We start from the raw sequence: 17,381 nt of genomic DNA, 5'->3' as shown, positions 1-17,381 counted from the left end.
CCTTTTGCGTTTTACTAAGTTTATTCAAACAGCTCATCAAGTACATAATAAGATAACTTAGCCTGCTGCTCTAAACTCACACTCAGTATTTTTTGCGCTACTTGCTTACCCGTTATTGGTTTATATCGTTTTAAAAATGGGAGTCGTGTAATAACAGGGAAAATAACACTGCCTATCTTTTCTGCCACTCTGAATTGCTCACGATCACCTAATAATAAAGACGGTTGAAAAATACTTATTTTGTCAAAAGCGAGTGCTTTAATATGCTGTTCAAGCTCACCCTTCATTTTTAAATAAGGGCTATTACTGTGTGCATTAGCACCACTTGATGACACTAAACAGTAATGTGAGACGCCATTACTTGCCGCCAGTTGCGCGGCTATAAACTGATAATCAACATCAACTCTGCGCTGAGCTTGGGTTGAGCCTGCTTGCTTACGTGTTGTGCCTAAACACGAGAACAATATGTCCCCTTTAAAAAGCTCAACATATTGGGTTAACTTTTCAAAATCTATAACATGGTTTACTAACTTTGCATGTGTAACTGGCAAAGTACGACGACTTAACGTAACCACTTTTGTATAGTGCTCGCTATTGAGTAACTTATGCAGTAACTCATTACCGACCAAACCTGTAGCCCCAATTAATATCGCCGTTTTAGTCATAGCTTTATTTACTCTCACCTACTTTTTTAAGTACGTGCTGTACTGCTCTTTTATAACTTTGCGTTTCCTCGCTGGCGCACGTTACAACCGACTCCAAATCATGAAGGTGCCCATTTTCTAAACCATAAACCCAACCATGAACACTGAGCTCTTGGCCGCGCTCCCACGCGTCTTGCACAATGTTAGTACGACATACATTACGTACTTGTTCGATTACGTTTAACTCAATAAGGCGGCTTAAGCGCTCGCTTTCTGGCATTGCGTTAAGTTGCTCAAGGTGCTTTTCTTTTACATCACCTACATGGCGCAGCCAGTTGTCAATAAAGCCAAATTTTGCATTGCTTAAAACGGCTTGTACGCCACCACAACCGTAATGCCCCACAACCATAATGTGTTTTACTTTTAATACTTCTACAGCGTACTGCATAACCGACAAACAGTTATGGTCAGTGTGTACAACCACGTTAGCAACGTTGCGATGTACAAATAATTCGCCCGGTAGTAAATCAACTATTTGATTAGCAGGTACACGAGAGTCTGAACAACCAATCCATAAATATTCAGGATTTTGTTGCATTGATAAAATTTTAAAAAAGTCAGGGTCGGCTTCGCTTGTACGAGCAGCCCAGCGTTTATTATTTTCGAATAAATTTTTTAACTTTCTCATTACATCTCTTATTAAGTCGAGGACGGAAATTTAATGGATACTGGCAAGAATTAAAATATTACGAGGCGTTAACTGCTTCTCGCAAAAAATATTCACACTCACCTGATAACCTTGCTGCTGCAAATATAAAGCACGATCGAGCACAAGCCAAACCTCAATTGCTCTTCGGAACACATGTCGAACCAGTTCAATTCGGTCAGTTATTTTTTTTCGCGCCTGCCCCACTTCTAAAAACTTATTATAATCAGTAGATTGAGGTAACGTTATATCTTTTTTTTCAGCAGCCCATGCGCAAAATGATTTAAACGTATCTGAGAATATTGCTTTATTAACCGAAGGCACGCTTACGTAGTGTGATTCATTCGTAATCGACTTTCTTAGTGCGTCAAAACCGAGTCGCCATTCTAATTCTGTTTTACGTACTTTTTCCAGACGAGAAGGCGCTGTAACGGTTTCTTGCAATGCGAGCTTTAAATCACGATGCGTTAGCTTAAGCGTACTTTGCTTTGCAACTTCACTCATTGCGAGGTATTCATTAGCCGTAAATAGGTGATAACAACAAGGTGAAAAGCTAATTTGCTGTACTTTAGCTAAACTTGCTTGGCGCATAAATGTTTGGTGCAAGCCACCGCATGCGTGCAGCGCTACAGCATGCATATCAGCATTAAAAAATTGAGTGATGTCATCTTTTAGCACATCAGCTTGGCTAAAGTGCATTGCTAAGCCTTGTTGCTGTGCACTTTTTTGCCCTTGTTCACATAAGCATTGTTGCAGCTCGATACTGTGCACATCACTTGCGCCATTAAAAGCAAGCATTCGCCCTAAATGCCCTTTACCAGCACACCACTCTAAAACTGGCTGCTTAGTATTAGGCAGTGCAGATACAAAATCTTGTAACTGATCAAACTTACGACCTTTAATACCGTTACTTATCCAAAATGGATAATCAGTTCGGTTTAACTCCGCGCCTGGTAGTTCACACAAATTAGCAAGTTCACCAAGGTCATTTATGTATTGACTAAAAAATTGATATAACTGACTTTGATCGTTATCAAGTGCAGTAACTTGATCGTCACTTAGCCCATTAAGTACCTCTTGTAGTTTTGGCCACGGGATCGCGTCAAAATCAAATGCAGTGCACTGCCAATACTGGCGATTGCGTAATAAAAGTGAATCAAGGGCAAAAAATTGCTCAGCTAAAGTCATAACAACTTAAAGTAAAAAAAAGACAGTCGATTATAGCAGTTCAGTAGATTCTCATTAAGCGGTTATTTTTTACTAAAAATCAGCCGTATATACAAAGGTATCGAAATAATACTCACCAGAATAGCGGCTATGAGCATCCAAGATAATTGCATTGCTTCGGGTTCTTGATATTTATATATAAAACCTGCTTTCACTTCATCAAATTTACTTTGCTGTATGCTATATAAATCCGCGATTAAACGCCATTTTGCTATCGACATATGCCCTAAGTTGGTTGTAGGGGGCATTATGTAATCTTTTAATACTTCAGCCTCAAAAGCGAGCTGATGAAAACTTTTACTTGGCGCATATACTTGCTGCGTAATATTAATTGCTTCATCCATGTTCATCATCGCATAACGCCAGCCTTTTAAACTGGCCTGATAAAATTTCTCGACGGTTTGCGGGTGTTTTTTAAGCATATATTCGCTGGTAAATAAAATATCAGCGTACACATCCATACCATATCGCTGCGGACAAATAAGGCGATGCGCAATGCCTTGCTGGGTCATATAATAAGGCTCAGTAGTGACGTATACTTGCATCGCATCTAGCTTGTTTTCAATCCATGCTTGATTTGGATTTTCCCCCTCATAAACCTTAAGCCTATCAGTATCTACCCCGCTGCGCTTTAGCATAACCATTAATTCGGTAGCATCCTTACGGCTTACGCCAGTAATGCGTTTATTAGCAAAGTTGCGTGGATGGAAAATATCGGAAGTATCTTTAACCATCCAGCAGTAAGGTGAAAACTGCAGCATGGCAGCCATAGCAACAAGGGGTTGACCATTAATACGTTGTTGTAAAATACCTGAATGACCGACACCAAACTGTGCTTTATTATTGGCAACGGGTTCGAAGGTATCGGGCATCGTCGGATTAGCGGGTTTAATAATTACATCAAGGCCAACTTCGTCATAAAAGCCTTTTTGTTTTGCCATATAATAACCAGCAAACTGAAATTGATGCGTCCATTTTAGCTGTAATGTGACAGATTCTTGCGCCACTATATGGCTACAAAAAAAGCACAATCCAATAATTAATCCCTTAAATAGCAACTAGGTATCCTCAAAAGTATGGCGACTACCTGTAACTATATGTAAAACTTGTGATAAAGCAAGCACCCTAGTTAGGTGCCTGCCTTTAAAGAAGGATTATACTGAGGCGAGTTTTTCGGCTTTTTCTGCTTGCGGTTTTGATGTTAAAAATTGGCTAAAACACGGGTTTTGCGTTTCATCTTGTACGCTATAACCTAAGCGATTTAAATGCTCGTTAAACACCTCATACTGACTTGGCTCAATAGCAAAACCTGCTAGCACATTCCCCATCGACCCACCGTGATTACGATAATGAAATAAAGTAATGTTCCAATTGCTGCCTAAGGTATCCAAAAAACGTGCAAGTGCCCCAGGGTATTCAGGAAATTCAAAGCGAAGTAAGCGTTCATGCAATTGCTCAGGTGCTTTTCCGCCGACCATATAACGTACATGTAATTTAGCGAGTTCGTTATCCGACAGATCGCAAAATTGGTAAGCATTATTTGTTAAGTCTTGCTTTAGCTCATTAAGCTCTTGCTCGCCTTGGCGCAGGGCAATACCTACAAATATTTGTGCTTCACCAGGTCCTGCATAACGGTAGTTAAACTCAGTAATAGCACGACCACCTAAAGAAGCGCAAAACTGTTTAAAGCTGCCTTTTTCTTCTTTAATTGTAACGGCTAATAACGCTTCATTTTTTTCACCCAGCGCTGTGCGCTCTGCCACATAACGCAGGCGATCAAAGTTTAAATTAGCACCCGATAAAACAGCGGCTAAGTGCAATCCTTTTAACCCCGATTGCTGACTCCATTTTTTAAGCCCAGCCGTTGCAAGTGCACCTGAAGGCTCTGCAATTGCACGCGTAGATACAAAAATATCCTGCATGGCTGCACATATTTCGTCGCTAGTTACTGTAACAACCTCATCGCAAAACTTTTGCGCTAAACGAAATGTTTCAGTGCCAATAATTTTAACCGCTACGCCATCAGCAAAACTACCAACGCGTTCAAGCTCTACTGGCTTACCGGCTTTAAGTGCAGCTTGTAAACACGCACTTTCGTCGGCTTCTACGCCAATTACTTTTATATCTGGACGCAGCGATTTAATATAAACCGCCATACCAGCAAGTAAGCCACCACCGCCAACAGGAATAAACACTGCATCGAGCTCGTTTAATTGCTGCATTAACTCGCGCGCAACAGTACCTTGACCAACAATGACGTCTGGGTCATCAAATGGTGGAACAAATATACCGTTTCGTTGCTCTGTAAGCTCAAGCGCATGTGCTTTTGCGGCATCAAAATGATGCCCATGTAGCACAACTTCACCGCCAAGCGCGCGTACCGCACTTACTTTTATTTCAGGCGTTGTTACTGGCATTACAATTGTAGCTTGATGTCCTAAGTGAGAAGCACTTAGTGCAACCCCTTGAGCATGATTACCCGCAGAAGCAGTGATAACCACTGAGCCTTTAGGTAATTTATTTAATTTGTTATACGCCCCGCGTAATTTAAATGAATACACGGGCTGTTGGTCTTCACGCTTTAACCAAACATGGTTACCTAGCTTTTTACTGAGTTCAGCCATTTTGCTAACCTCAGTAACTTTAGCCAAAGGCTCCATATTTGCTTGAATAATAGCGCGAAAATAATCGAGCTCTTGAGAGACCATAATTAACTAAGCGCCTCCAATTTAGCTAAATCGCGAACAGCGCCTTTATCGGCACTCGTTGCAAGTAATGCATAGGCTTTTAAAGCAGACGACACGTAACGTTCACGATCAACTGGTTTGTACGCCATTTTTCCGCGTGCTAATTGCTTTTGTTTACGTGCCTCAAGTTCTTCATCGCTTAGCGCTAAAGTAATTTCGCGTGTTGCGATATCAATAATGATTTTGTCGCCATTTTCAACATAAGCAATTGCACCACCACTTGCAGCCTCTGGCGATACATGGCCAATTGATAAACCCGAAGTACCACCCGAAAAGCGACCATCTGTAATAAGAGCACACTTTTCAGCTAAGCCTTTCGATTTTAAGTAGCTTGTTGGATAAAGCATTTCTTGCATACCAGGCCCCCCTTTAGGGCCTTCATAGCGAATAACAACAACATCGCCGGCTTTTACTTCGTTATTTAAAATCCCTTCTACTGAATCGTCTTGTGATTCGTACACCACTGCGGTGCCTTCAAAATGTAGCATTTCGTCAACGACACCTGCACTTTTTACAACACAACCATCAACGGCTAAATTCCCCGAAAGCACAGCTAAACCACCGTCTTGGCGAAAAGCGTGTTCTACACTACGAATACAACCATTAACACGGTCGTTATCGCCTTCATCCCAACGACACTCTTGGCTCATTGCTTTAGTGGTACGAATGCCCGCAGGACCCGCACGGTAAAATTTGCGCGCAACTTCGTTAGTAGGATCGGTTGCATCCCATTTTTTAACAAGCTCAGCCATAGTTGACCCTGCAACATGATTAACCGACATATCAACTAAACCCGCTTTACCAAGCTCGCGTACGACTGCCATCATGCCACCAGCACGGTGTACATCTTCAATATGGTACTCTGGTGTTGCTGGTGCAACTTTACATAAAAACGGTGTTTTACGAGAAAGCGCATCAATGTGCGACATATCAAAATCAACGCCCGCTTCTTGCGCTGCAGCGAGTAAATGTAATACGGTATTTGACGAGCCGCCCATTGCAATATCAACAACCATTGCATTCATAAAGGCTGTTTTGTTAGCAATAGCACGTGGCAATACATCTTGATTATCTTTTTGATAATACTCACGACATAAATCAACAATACGAGCCCCTGCTTCAACATACAGTTGTTTACGGTCTTTATGAGTAGCAAGCGTGGTACCGTTACCCGGAAGTGCTAAGCCTATTGCCTCTAACAAACAGTTCATTGAGTTTGCAGTAAACATACCCGAACACGAACCACATGTAGGACACGCAGAACGCTCTACTTGCTCTGAATCTGCATCACTTACCGACTCATCTGCGCCTTTAACCATGGCATCAACTAAATCAAGTTTAATGTCGATGTTAGCAAGTTTAGTTTTACCCGCCTCCATTGGACCGCCTGACACAAATATTACCGGTATGTTTAAACGTAGCGCTGCAAGCATCATCCCAGGAGTGATTTTGTCGCAGTTTGAAATACAGATCATCGCATCGGCGCAGTGACCATTTACCATATACTCAACCGAGTCAGCAATTAAGTCGCGCGAAGGCAGCGAGTAAAGCATGCCGCCGTGTCCCATCGCAATGCCATCATCAATCGCAATGGTATTAAATTCTTTAGGAACGCCACCCGCTTGGGTTATCGTCTCCCCCATAAGCTCACTAAGCTGATTAAGGTGTACATGCCCTGGTACAAATTGTGTAAACGAGTTAACTACGGCAATAATCGGTTTACCAAAATCAGAGTCTGTCATACCTGTTGCGCGCCATAATGCTCTTGCGCCTGCACGTTTACGTCCTTCAGTTGTTGTTGCACTTCTTAATTTAGCCATAGTTACCTCAGTTTTTGCCGCAATATAAGCGGGCATTCCTCATTCTAAAATTGGTGAATAACCGAGTGACTCAGTTACTCGTAAATTATTTTTTAATTCGTAATTACACAGCTTGTTGGTGCTGTAAATTTTGTAAAGTGACTTCTTTAACATCCACCAGCTTGTTTAGCTGGCTTGTTAATAGGTGAATAGGTTTATCACTATCTACCGTCATGGCCACATTATACAAACCATCATCCATATTGAGCTGAAAATGCGTAAGGTCAAAACCACGATGACGCACCACTCGTAAAAAGCGCTCTACCGCTATACTTTGGCTCTTTAATGCAATAGTTAAGCTATGTTTCATTGTGCTTTCTCCGTCATCATTTCGTCGTTAGCAGCCCCTGGTGGTACAAGTGGCCAAACATTTTCTTTATTATCAATACAGGCATGTACTATGTACGGGCCTTTACTGTTAACTAATGCAGTTATCGCATCATCAACTTGGTTAGCATGGGTAATTGTTTGCCCTGGGATACCAAATACAGCAGCTAATTGAACAAAATCTGGATTATCCGAAAGGTCAGTTTCAGAGTAACGCCCTTCAAAAAATAGTTCCTGCCATTGGCGAACCATGCCTAAACGCTGATTATCTAAAATTAATATTTTTACAGGTAAATTATTACGGCGAATAGTGGCCAATTCTTGAATATTCATCATTATTGAGCCATCACCCGACACAGTAATAACAAAGTCATCAGGGCGTGCTACCTGTGCGCCAATAGCCGCAGGTAAACCAAAGCCCATTGTGCCTGCACCACCACTGCTTAAATGATTACTCGGGTGAGTAAACTTCATGTGTTGTGCTACCCACATTTGGTGTTGACCAACATCGCAACACACAACCCCAGTTTTTGGCATGCGTTGGCTCAATTGGTTTAACAAGTACGGTGCATAAACCTTCTCACCTGGGTAGTCGTAACGCCACGCGTGCTTAATATTCATTTCTTTATTTGTGTCACACCAGGCTTTAGGTGTTACAAAGCACTCCAGTGCTGGTAAAGACGTTTTTAAATCAGCGATTAATGAGGCTTTAGCAGGTTTTCGTTTACCGACTTCAGCGGCATCTATATCTAAATGAATTACTTTAGCTTTAGCTGCAAATTTAGCTAAGTTACCTGTTACGCGATCATCAAAGCGTGCACCTATACATACAAGTACATCACATTCTTGCACAGCAATATTAGCAGCTTGACCACCATGCATACCTAGCATACCTAAGTAGTGCTCGTAATCTGGTAACACACTACCCAATGCTTTTAGTGTTGATACAGCAGGCATCTGCGTTTTGTTTAAAAACTGCATTAACTCGTCTTGCGCATCAGCAGCTTGTACACCACCGCCTACATACGCTACAGGCTGTTTAGCCTCACTCAACAGTTGATTAGCAATAGCAACCTGCTTTAAATCTAACTCTGGTAAGTATTCATCAGCTGCAAGCCAAGGCTTAAAAGGTACTTGCGCCATTTGAATATCTTTTGGGATATCAACAAGTACGGGACCTGGTCGGCCGCTTTGCGCTAAATGAATTGCTTCTTGTAGTATCTCTGCTAAGTCTTCAGCTCGTTCTACCATGTAGCTGTGCTTGGTACACGAAAGCGACATACCTAGTACATCTATTTCTTGAAATGCATCAGATCCAATGGCTGCAGTCGGCACTTGGCCGGTGATCGCTAACAACGGAACTGAGTCCATCATCGCATCAGCAAGGGCTGTTATTAAGTTAGTTGCACCTGGGCCCGATGTTGCAAAGCACACGCCTAACTTACGCGTACTGCGAGCATAACCAACAGCGGCAAACCCTGCACCTTGCTCATGGCGAGTAAGGTAGTGTTTGACTGGCGCACCATACAGCGCATCGTAAATTGGCATAATAGCTCCGCCTGGGTAGCCAAATACTTCATTTACGCCGTGTTTGGTCAATAAATCGATTGTTAGTTCTGCGCCTGTCATTAATAAACCCTCATTCCTCAGTGACAACCCAATTACATTCTTACGCTAAAAACTTTACCTTTAAAACTAAAAAGCCCTCCGAACGGTTAAGTGCGGAGGGCTTTTTTAATGCTTAAGTTTTTAAAGCACTACGAAGCCCTCGCGGGAATAATCACCACGATAATAATCAGGACTAGGTTAAGTGCATTTGTAAGCATGTAATTAATACCAAATTTTGTTCAATTATTGCGAAAATTAACTCTTCACTCTCTTTTTATATTAGTACCGCGCTAGGCCCTTTAAGTCAACACCAAAGTTAATCTAACAAAAAGACTAAAAGGCAATTTATCAGGTTTTAAAATTCATTATACAAGCTAGTAGTGGTTTTTTTATGCTCTAATTTTATTCTCAGAAATTCACTATTCTTATATCCCTTATTTAAGGTTTGATTAATTTTTAAGAATATTTTTATAAATAAAATTATTTATCACCTTCAGGTAATGCGTAGCTTCTCTTAAGCTGCCCTTAAGTATTGTTGCATAGCATGGCGTTGTTATTTTAAACGAGCCTGTATATGAACGTAGTTAGCCAAACACCAGCACAAAAAAAGCCAAATCGTAGTAAACGGTTTTACATTCACTGCAGTGCAAATGCCTTTGTAGTGATGATTGCCTGTTATTACTGTTTAGTTATAAACATTCCTTTTATTCAAGGTTCGTTTAGCGCCATCACCTCCCTTGCATCTTTTTCGTGGCTATTTTTACTTTCAGTGCCACTACTGTTGTTATGCCTTTTAATTATTTTCTTTTCGATAGTGTCGGTTAGGTGGTTACTAAAGCCAATTAACTACCTTTTACTGATAATTTCGAGCGCTGTGCTTTACGGCTCATTAAATTACGGCGTCGTGTTTGACTATTCAATGATTCAAAACACATTTGAAACTGATTCAAGCGAAGCGCTGAGCTATTTAAATCCGCAGCTCATAGGTTTTCTACTGCTGTTTTGTGCGCTACCTGTTTTTGTATTAAGCAAAGTAAAAATACACTTTACCCGCCCTCACCAAGAAGCGATTAGCCGCATAAAACTTATTATTGCCTGCTTAACGCTAATTGCTTTAGTGGTCGCTAACTTTTACGCCGACTACGCAGCCACAGGCCGCAATAACCGTATTTTAAAAAAAGAAATCATTCCATTTCAATACCTCTCTAGCGGTTATAAATATATGCGCGATCAGCTGCTGTATACCAATATGGAATTTAAAAATATAGACGCAACACCTACTCTTATTGCGCCCAATACCACCAGCGTAACCGTTATAGTTGTTGGCGAAACCGCACGAGCAGAAAACTTTGCTTATCAAGGTTATAAGCGCAACACAAATTCTTACACACAAAAGTACAATGTTACATATTTTAATAATGTGGCGTCTTGTGGCACCGCTACTGCAGTGTCTGTGCCGTGTATGTTTTCACTGCAAACACAAGATAACTTTGATCGATTAGCAGCCGACAACCAACAAAACCTGATTGATTTAGCACAACAAGCTGGCAGCGATGTACTGTGGGTTGATAATAACAGCGGCTGTAAAAACGTATGCACCCGTGTTGTTAACATTGACATCCCAACCACCCCATCAGCACTTTGCGATGGAAAATATTGTTTTGATGAAGCACTGCTTGTTCCACTTAAACGCAAACTCGCTAATTTAAGCCAAGCTAACACCGTTATCGTCCTACATATGATGGGCTCACACGGACCAACCTACTTTAAACGCTACCCAGAAAAATTTAAGCAATTTACGCCCACGTGCGACAGAAGCGACATTCAAAACTGTTCACTTGATGAATTAGTTAATACCTACGACAACACAATTGCGTACAGCGACTTTGTTAACGCACAGGTAATTGAGCAATTAAAAGCGCTGCCAAACAACATAGATAAGCAGTTTTTATATGTCTCCGACCATGGTGAATCACTTGGCGAAGCCGGTGCTTATTTACATGGTTTTCCGTATAGCTTTGCCCCAAGTACACAAACACATGTCCCCCTTTATATGTGGGCTGATGAGCATAACCAGCGCATTACCAATACCTGTTTAGTTAATTTAGACACCACTGCTGCACGCTCACACAACAATATTTTTCACACCCTTTTAAATTTAATTGGCATTAAAAGCAAAGCGTATCAGGCATCCCTTGATTTACTTGCTAGCTGCCAAACAACACCAAGCGAAATAAAACTATGAGTAATAAAACCGTTATAAAACGCCAAGGCTTAATGCGCCTTATTTTTACCTTAAGCCATTCTTTTAACGGCTTAAAATGGATGAGTCGATTTGAAGCGGCGTTTCAACAAGAGCTAGCACTGTTTTCATTATTGGGTGTGTTCGTGTGGCTACAAGAAATTACACTAAGCGATAAATTATTACTTAGTGCCAGCCTGCTTTTTGTATTATTTGCTGAGCTGGTAAATACGGCAGTTGAGGTTGTAGTTGATAGGATTGGCAGTGAATACCATGAGCTTTCAGGGCTCGCTAAAGATATTGCCTCTGCAAGTGTGTTTATAGCCATGTTAATTGCCGCACTTATTTGGTGGGCTGTGTTATGGGCATAAAGCTAACTTTTATAGCTAAAATAACGAGGCTAATATTTAAAGTAATACCTAAAGTACAAAATGCACTTGGCCCTGTATGGATTTTTATTGTATTTGCTATTTTAGCACTTGGCTTTTTAACACTTGCCCGCTTTGGTTTAAGTGTATGGCAAGGGGAACGTGTATTTGGATCGCATGCGTGGTTATCTATATTTATAGGTGGCTTAAGAGTTGATATAGCCACTTTAAGCTACATTATTATGCCCGCATTACTACTTACTTTACTGATGCAAAGCGTAGGGTGGCAAAATAAAGTACGTGGCCTAATTAAAATTTACTTAGTAACGATGTCTGCTTTACTTGTTTTTTTTGAAGTGATTACGCCTACGTTTATAAACGAGTACGATTTACGCCCAAACCGCTTATTTATAGAATATTTAATTTATCCTAAAGAAGTCTCAAAAATGATTTTTTCAGGCTATAAGTTAGAAGTATTTATTGCTGTTATAGCACTTGTTTTAAGCTGTAAATTTGCAAGTAAAGTATTTAGCAATCAATGGCAAAGCAAGTCCTCACTAACAGGCTTAAATCAATCAATGTTAGCGCTTGTTTTAGTATGCTTAACTATTTTGGGCGCGCGTAACTCATTAGGGCACAGACCACTTAACCCCGCCATGGTCTCGTTCTCTAATGATCACTTACTTAACGACTTAACTCTTAACTCACTTTATAGCGTCGCATTTGCAGTTAAGCAACTCTCTAACGAACAATCAAGCCAAGACTATTATGGCAAAATGCCTACCGATGAATTGCTTAGTATTGTGCGTAGTAACATGCAAAACACGCAAGGCACATTTAGTGATGTAACCGCCCCTACAAAAACGTTTCATGAAGCAAGTAATACAGGTAAACCAAAAAATCTAGTCATTATTTTACAAGAAAGTTTAGGTGCTCGTTATGTAGGCACGCTTGGCGGTTTACCGCTTACACCTAATATCGACGCCCTTTATAAACAAGGCTGGGGGTTTGATAATTTATACGCCACGGGTACACGTTCAGTACGTGGAATTGAGGCAGTAATTACAGGGTTTACACCAACGCCTTCGCGTGCAGTTGTTAAGCTTGATAAATCACAACGTGACTTTTTTACCATTGCTGATTTTTTAGCAAAGCAAAATTACAACACGCAGTTCATTTATGGTGGCGAAAGCCATTTTGATAACATGCGCAGCTTCTTTTTAGGCAACGGTTTTAAAAGTATCGTAGATACAAATAACTTTAAAAAAATAGACTTTAATGGCTCGTGGGGCGCATCAGACGAAGACTTATACGACCAAGCCGACATAGAACTTACTAAGCTTAAAAATCAAAACAAACCTTTTTTTAGCCTTATATTCTCAAGCTCTAATCATAGTCCGTATGACTTTCCTGACGATAAAATAACGCTGTACGACAAACAAAAAAAAACCCGTAATAATGCAGCAAAGTATGCAGATTACGCGCTAGGTACATTTATCGAAAAAGCCAAAAAATCGAGCTACTGGGACGATACTGTATTTATAGTTATTGCCGATCACGACTCGCGCGTATCGGGTTCGAATTTAGTACCGGTTGATCACTTTAAAATTCCGGCCGTTATTTTTGGTAAAGGTATTACCCATAAACGAGATAGCCAACTAGCCAGCCAGATCGATATTCCTGTTACTCTACTGTCTTTAATTGGCGCAAGTGGTAAGCACCCTATGATAGGCCATGATTTATCAAAGCCAATTAGCGACAACAAACAACGCGCAATGATGCAATACGACAAAAACTTTGCCTACATGCACGATAATAAAGTGGTGGTGTTACAACCACAAAAACCAGCAACCACCTATACGTATAGCAATAACCAGCTTGTGCCATATGAAAACGATGAGCAACTAGTTAAAAAAGCCCTAGCCCACGCGAACTTAGGTAATCTAGCTTATACAAATGGTTGGTACCATTAGTTATTATTCTTGCAGTGACTTGATAATAAAGCCTTGTTAAAGTAACAAGGCTATTTTTATAAACCGAGTAAACATGAAAATCCTCGTTATTGAAGACTCTGAAGCACTAAGACGCAGCTTGCAAGTTGGCCTTAGCAACCTTGGTTTTACCGTAGATGAAACTGGTGATGGCTCAGAAGGGTTGAGTATGGCACTTAGTGGAAACTACGACCTCCTCGTACTTGATTTAATGCTACCCAGTGTTGATGGCATGAGTATTTTACAAGCACTGCGCAGCAGTAATAGCCAAAGCCGTGTGCTAATTTTATCGGCACGAAGTGAGCCTCAAGATAAAATTAGCGGCCTCATGAAAGGCGCTGACGATTATTTAACTAAGCCATTTTCGTTTGAAGAACTCCATGCTCGTGTCCTTGCATTACTTCGTCGTGGTTCACTGCAAAACCAACAAAATACCCTTACCGTAGGTAATTGCGTATTAGATCTCTCGCTTAAAACTCTTCATTACGAGCAACATGCCATTGAGCTCACGCGTAATGAATACAAAATAATAGAATGCTTATTTAATGCCCCAGAGCGAGTATTAGGACTTGAGCTTATAAGTGAAGCGGTGGTAGGTCAGTTTGATAGGCTCTCTAAAAATGCGCTTGAAGCACACATCTCAACCATACGTAAAAAAGTAAGGCATTTTGATGGCGAGCTCCCGATAAAAAACAAACGTGGATTTGGTTATGTCGCAACAACAAAATAAAAGTCACTCAATAAAACGTAAACTCGTTAATAATATTAGCGCTGTGATCTCAGTTATTTTATTCACCATATTTTTAACCGTTGATTTAAGCGTTGATACTTGGGTGGAAGATCAGTTCAATCAGTCTTTAACTAACAAAGCTAACTACTTAAAAACCTTAGTTGAAGATGACAACAACGTGGTTGAATTTGATTTTGCTGGTGAATTTATGTCGGAGTATGAAGCAGCCGATGCCACGGAGTTTTACCAGTTATGGCATGGCCGTGATGTGTTTGAGCGCTCGGACTCATTAGCGCTTTATAAAAATGCTAACCTGCCTTTTTTAGAAATGCCGATAAACGAATCTAAAATTATAGATTACGAGCTCCCTAACGGGCGTGATGGCCGCGCACTTATAAGTCACTTTGTAGCCCAAAAAGACGATAGAAACCCCACTCACTCTGCTGTTTTTAATACCATGACTCTTGCGATTGCAGCGCCGACAGCCGAACTTAATAAAGTACTTATTATTATTGATGTGGTCTTTATTTTAACCTGTGTGCTTGGTGTGTTTGGTGTGCGCTATTTAGTGACACGTATTGTAAATAAAGGCCTGCACCCGCTACATAATTTAAATGATCAAATTAAGTTACTCGATATTACCGGTGTTGCGCAAACAATAGAAAGCGACTTTAAAGTAGAAGAAATAGAACCCATACGTAACGAGCTAAATAAGTTTATTACCGTTAATCAGCAACTCTATAGTAATGAAAAACGCCTAACAAGCGACATTGCACACGAGCTAAAAACCCCAATAGCTGAACTCATAAGCCTCTCAGAGGTGGCTATTCGCTACCCTGACGATAAACGTATTAGCGACACCTATACCAGTGATGTACTTAGTATTTCACAGCGTATGAAAACGATAGTAAATAACCTATTGTTATTACAACGTTCAAACAGCAGTACAATGAAATTAGATATAAAAGCAATCACCCTCAATAACTTAGTCAATCAAACTATTAATGAACTGACTTTTAAGCACCCAACTATTAAATCGCGTTTAAGAAGCAATATTAGTGACGAACTTACACTTAATGCTGACGAATTTAGTTTAAATACCATTTTGTGTAACTTAATCGATAACGCACTATTTTATGGACTTCCTGAGGCGCCAATTAAATTAACTGCCGTAAATAACAGCACAAACATGACCATCTCTGTTAGTAATAAAATACAAAAGCCACTAAGTCACGATCAGTTGACTGCTATTTTTGATCCGCTCTATCAGTTAGATTCGTCACGAACTAATAATCAACGCCACGGTTTAGGGTTATCTATTGTGCAGAGCTTGTGTAACTTAAATGGCCTTACAATTACAGCTAACAATACCAAAGATACCACGCTAACGTTTATATTAACGTTACCCACTAAGTGAATTTAGGTTAGTATTTATATTACTAATTCTCGAAATTTTAAGGATAAACCATGAATGCCCTGATCCGCATGAGCCATTTATTTATTGTGGCGTTACTTATAACATTTAGCTTTAACAGCTACGCTGATCCTGCCTTATATAAAATAGAAAAAAATGGCGTTAGCTCTTACTTATTTGGCACCGTACACGTTGGTGATGCCAGCATGAAAGGCTTACCTAAAAAGGTAACCGATGCAATTAGCGCAAGCAAAGAAGTTATTGTAGAGGTTGATATAAGTAAACTTACACCATTTGAAATGCAGCAGCGCTCAATGCCACTTATGATGCAAACCGATGGTAAAACACTGCAAACAGAACTGTCTAAACAAAATTACAATAAACTAAAAGACTACTTTGCTAAAAAATCGATTGATATTGCTATGTTCAATACTTTAAAGCCATGGGCCGTAATGGTTACCATGATGCAAATTGAATTTCAAAATGCAGGCTTTTCTGATCAAACGGGCATAGACAAGCAAGTACTTAGTTATGCAAAAGAGCATAATATTAAAATTGGCGAGCTTGAAACCCTAGAGCAGCAACTACAAATGTTTGATGGTATGGCGCTATTAAGCAATGAAATGATTGAAGAAACCTTTGAGCAACTAGCCGATATTAATACTTACTTTATCAAGTTAGTTAATGCATGGAAAAGCGGTGACATGGATACACTAACCGATTACTACAACATGAGTTTTGATGAGAGTGACTACGGTAAGATCAGCGAGCAAGTAATGCTAATTAATCGTAACAATAATTGGGTGAAACAACTCACACCCCGTTTAGCAAACGAGCAACTGTTTATTGCGGTGGGCGCTCTACACTTACCTGAGCAACACGGTCTAATTAAACAACTACAAAAGCAAGGCTTTAGCGTTAGTCTTTTGTAAACTAAATTATTCTAAACTCGAGCTTATCTAGATAAACACCTACATAAGCTCATAATTTATAGGTGAGCTATGAAACGTTTTAAATTCGAAATTTTATTTTTTCTATCCATGCTTCTACTCAATAGCGTGTATCACTACCAAGATGGTCACTTTACACCCAGTGGAGGACTAATTTTTGCTTCCATACTTCTTGTTACACAGCTCATTGCTTGTGCCGCACACCATTTTTATAAAGAATATAAAAAGCGAATTAGCACTTAAAGCTTTTTACTTTTAATATTTTGAACCTTACTTTTTTACATGCAAAAACCCGCGCCTATAACCTTATAAAAATGGCAGAATATTTAAACCTTATTAAATAAAAAAACCCAACTTAAAAAAGCTGGACCAATGAAAAACTATTTAACCTGAATTCTGGTTAAGAGATTTACTAACGTATTGAATCATGGTGATATTTACATTTATTTTCTCTAGCCAGAGGTTTTTAGTGAAAACAAGGCGAATTTACGTGTCAATAGCTGGCCTATTGCAAGTAAATTCAACGCAGTTAGCGCTGAAAATAGCTGCTCGAGATAGATTTATTATC

General features: G+C 40.0%; 14 protein-coding genes. 6 read left to right on the top strand and 8 right to left on the bottom strand.

What is annotated here, in order from left to right; all coding sequences use genetic code 11:
* Positions 1 to 20: 20 nt before the first annotated feature.
* The 8 genes from CWB66_RS06535 to ilvG all read right to left on the bottom strand — a co-directional run bounded on the left by CWB66_RS06535 (position 21) and on the right by ilvG (position 9,139).
* The gene (locus CWB66_RS06535) at positions 21 to 665 is read right to left on the bottom strand and encodes an NAD(P)H-binding protein (RefSeq protein WP_138584740.1); all 645 of its coding nucleotides are present in this window, start codon (positions 663 to 665) and stop codon (positions 21 to 23) included.
* A gap of 4 nt (positions 666 to 669) precedes the next feature.
* On the bottom strand, positions 670 to 1,332 hold the full coding sequence (gene can, locus CWB66_RS06530; RefSeq protein ID WP_077536252.1) for a carbonate dehydratase: 663 nt from the start codon (positions 1,330 to 1,332) through the stop codon (positions 670 to 672).
* Between the two features lie 30 nt (positions 1,333 to 1,362).
* Complete coding sequence (locus CWB66_RS06525) at positions 1,363 to 2,538, bottom strand: methyltransferase (RefSeq protein ID WP_138584739.1); 1,176 nt, start codon at positions 2,536 to 2,538, stop codon at positions 1,363 to 1,365.
* Between the two features lie 62 nt (positions 2,539 to 2,600).
* Positions 2,601 to 3,635 carry an ABC transporter substrate-binding protein gene (locus CWB66_RS06520; protein ID WP_138584738.1) on the bottom strand — a complete coding sequence of 345 codons (1,035 nt, stop codon included), beginning with the start codon at positions 3,633 to 3,635 and terminating at the stop codon, positions 2,601 to 2,603.
* A gap of 96 nt (positions 3,636 to 3,731) precedes the next feature.
* A complete protein-coding gene (gene ilvA / locus CWB66_RS06515; protein WP_138584737.1) occupies positions 3,732 to 5,285 on the bottom strand; it encodes a threonine ammonia-lyase, biosynthetic in 1,554 nt (517 codons plus the stop codon).
* Between the two features lie 2 nt (positions 5,286 to 5,287).
* A complete protein-coding gene (gene ilvD / locus CWB66_RS06510; RefSeq protein WP_077538866.1) occupies positions 5,288 to 7,144 on the bottom strand; it encodes a dihydroxy-acid dehydratase in 1,857 nt (618 codons plus the stop codon).
* 103 nt (positions 7,145 to 7,247) lie between these two features.
* Entirely contained in the window at positions 7,248 to 7,493 is a 246-nt protein-coding gene (ilvM, locus tag CWB66_RS06505) for an acetolactate synthase 2 small subunit (RefSeq protein ID WP_077536260.1), read from the bottom strand.
* Positions 7,490 to 9,139: an acetolactate synthase 2 catalytic subunit gene (gene ilvG / locus CWB66_RS06500; RefSeq protein WP_077536262.1), complete on the bottom strand. Its 1,650-nt coding sequence runs from the start codon at positions 9,137 to 9,139 to the stop codon at positions 7,490 to 7,492. Before ilvG ends, ilvM begins: the two co-directional genes overlap by 4 nt.
* 553 nt (positions 9,140 to 9,692) lie before the next feature.
* Here ilvG and CWB66_RS06495 point away from each other — a divergent pair.
* From CWB66_RS06495 to CWB66_RS06470, 6 genes are all read left to right on the top strand, one after another.
* Entirely contained in the window at positions 9,693 to 11,363 is a 1,671-nt protein-coding gene (locus CWB66_RS06495) for a phosphoethanolamine transferase (protein ID WP_138584736.1), read from the top strand.
* The gene (locus tag CWB66_RS06490; RefSeq protein WP_138584735.1) at positions 11,360 to 11,731 is read left to right on the top strand and encodes a diacylglycerol kinase; all 372 of its coding nucleotides are present in this window, start codon (positions 11,360 to 11,362) and stop codon (positions 11,729 to 11,731) included. The genes CWB66_RS06495 and CWB66_RS06490 overlap by 4 nt, the downstream gene beginning before the upstream one ends.
* Complete coding sequence (locus CWB66_RS06485) at positions 11,722 to 13,701, top strand: LTA synthase family protein (RefSeq protein WP_138584734.1); 1,980 nt, start codon at positions 11,722 to 11,724, stop codon at positions 13,699 to 13,701. The genes CWB66_RS06490 and CWB66_RS06485 overlap by 10 nt, the downstream gene beginning before the upstream one ends.
* A gap of 73 nt (positions 13,702 to 13,774) precedes the next feature.
* Positions 13,775 to 14,449: a response regulator transcription factor gene (locus CWB66_RS06480; protein WP_138584733.1), complete on the top strand. Its 675-nt coding sequence runs from the start codon at positions 13,775 to 13,777 to the stop codon at positions 14,447 to 14,449.
* Positions 14,430 to 15,866, top strand: coding sequence for a sensor histidine kinase (locus CWB66_RS06475; protein WP_138584732.1), 1,437 nt, complete (start codon positions 14,430 to 14,432; stop codon positions 15,864 to 15,866). The genes CWB66_RS06480 and CWB66_RS06475 overlap by 20 nt, the downstream gene beginning before the upstream one ends.
* A gap of 50 nt (positions 15,867 to 15,916) precedes the next feature.
* A complete protein-coding gene (locus tag CWB66_RS06470; protein ID WP_077536270.1) occupies positions 15,917 to 16,795 on the top strand; it encodes a TraB/GumN family protein in 879 nt (292 codons plus the stop codon).
* Positions 16,796 to 17,381: the final 586 nt, after the last annotated feature.

Origin of the sequence: Pseudoalteromonas sp. S558 (genome assembly GCF_005886635.1) — a bacterium.
GTDB lineage: Bacteria > Pseudomonadota > Gammaproteobacteria > Enterobacterales > Alteromonadaceae > Pseudoalteromonas > Pseudoalteromonas aliena.
Note: the sequence above shows the minus strand (reverse complement) of the source record. Positions and strands in the feature narration are given on the sequence as shown.

Excerpts from the sequence above, each read along its gene's own strand:
- CWB66_RS06535 (WP_138584740.1), bottom strand. The coding sequence starts at position 665 with ATGACTAAAACGGCGATATTAATTGGGGCTACAGGTTTGGTCGGTAAT.
- can (WP_077536252.1), bottom strand. The coding sequence starts at position 1,332 with ATGAGAAAGTTAAAAAATTTATTCGAAAATAATAAACGCTGGGCTGCT.
- CWB66_RS06525 (WP_138584739.1), bottom strand. The coding sequence starts at position 2,538 with ATGACTTTAGCTGAGCAATTTTTTGCCCTTGATTCACTTTTATTACGC.
- ilvA (WP_138584737.1), bottom strand. The coding sequence starts at position 5,285 with ATGGTCTCTCAAGAGCTCGATTATTTTCGCGCTATTATTCAAGCAAAT.
- ilvD (WP_077538866.1), bottom strand. The coding sequence starts at position 7,144 with ATGGCTAAATTAAGAAGTGCAACAACAACTGAAGGACGTAAACGTGCA.
- ilvM (WP_077536260.1), bottom strand. The coding sequence starts at position 7,493 with ATGAAACATAGCTTAACTATTGCATTAAAGAGCCAAAGTATAGCGGTA.
- ilvG (WP_077536262.1), bottom strand. The coding sequence starts at position 9,139 with ATGACAGGCGCAGAACTAACAATCGATTTATTGACCAAACACGGCGTA.
- CWB66_RS06495 (WP_138584736.1), top strand. The coding sequence starts at position 9,693 with ATGAACGTAGTTAGCCAAACACCAGCACAAAAAAAGCCAAATCGTAGT.
- CWB66_RS06490 (WP_138584735.1), top strand. The coding sequence starts at position 11,360 with ATGAGTAATAAAACCGTTATAAAACGCCAAGGCTTAATGCGCCTTATT.
- CWB66_RS06485 (WP_138584734.1), top strand. The coding sequence starts at position 11,722 with ATGGGCATAAAGCTAACTTTTATAGCTAAAATAACGAGGCTAATATTT.
- CWB66_RS06480 (WP_138584733.1), top strand. The coding sequence starts at position 13,775 with ATGAAAATCCTCGTTATTGAAGACTCTGAAGCACTAAGACGCAGCTTG.
- CWB66_RS06475 (WP_138584732.1), top strand. The coding sequence starts at position 14,430 with ATGTCGCAACAACAAAATAAAAGTCACTCAATAAAACGTAAACTCGTT.
- CWB66_RS06470 (WP_077536270.1), top strand. The coding sequence starts at position 15,917 with ATGAATGCCCTGATCCGCATGAGCCATTTATTTATTGTGGCGTTACTT.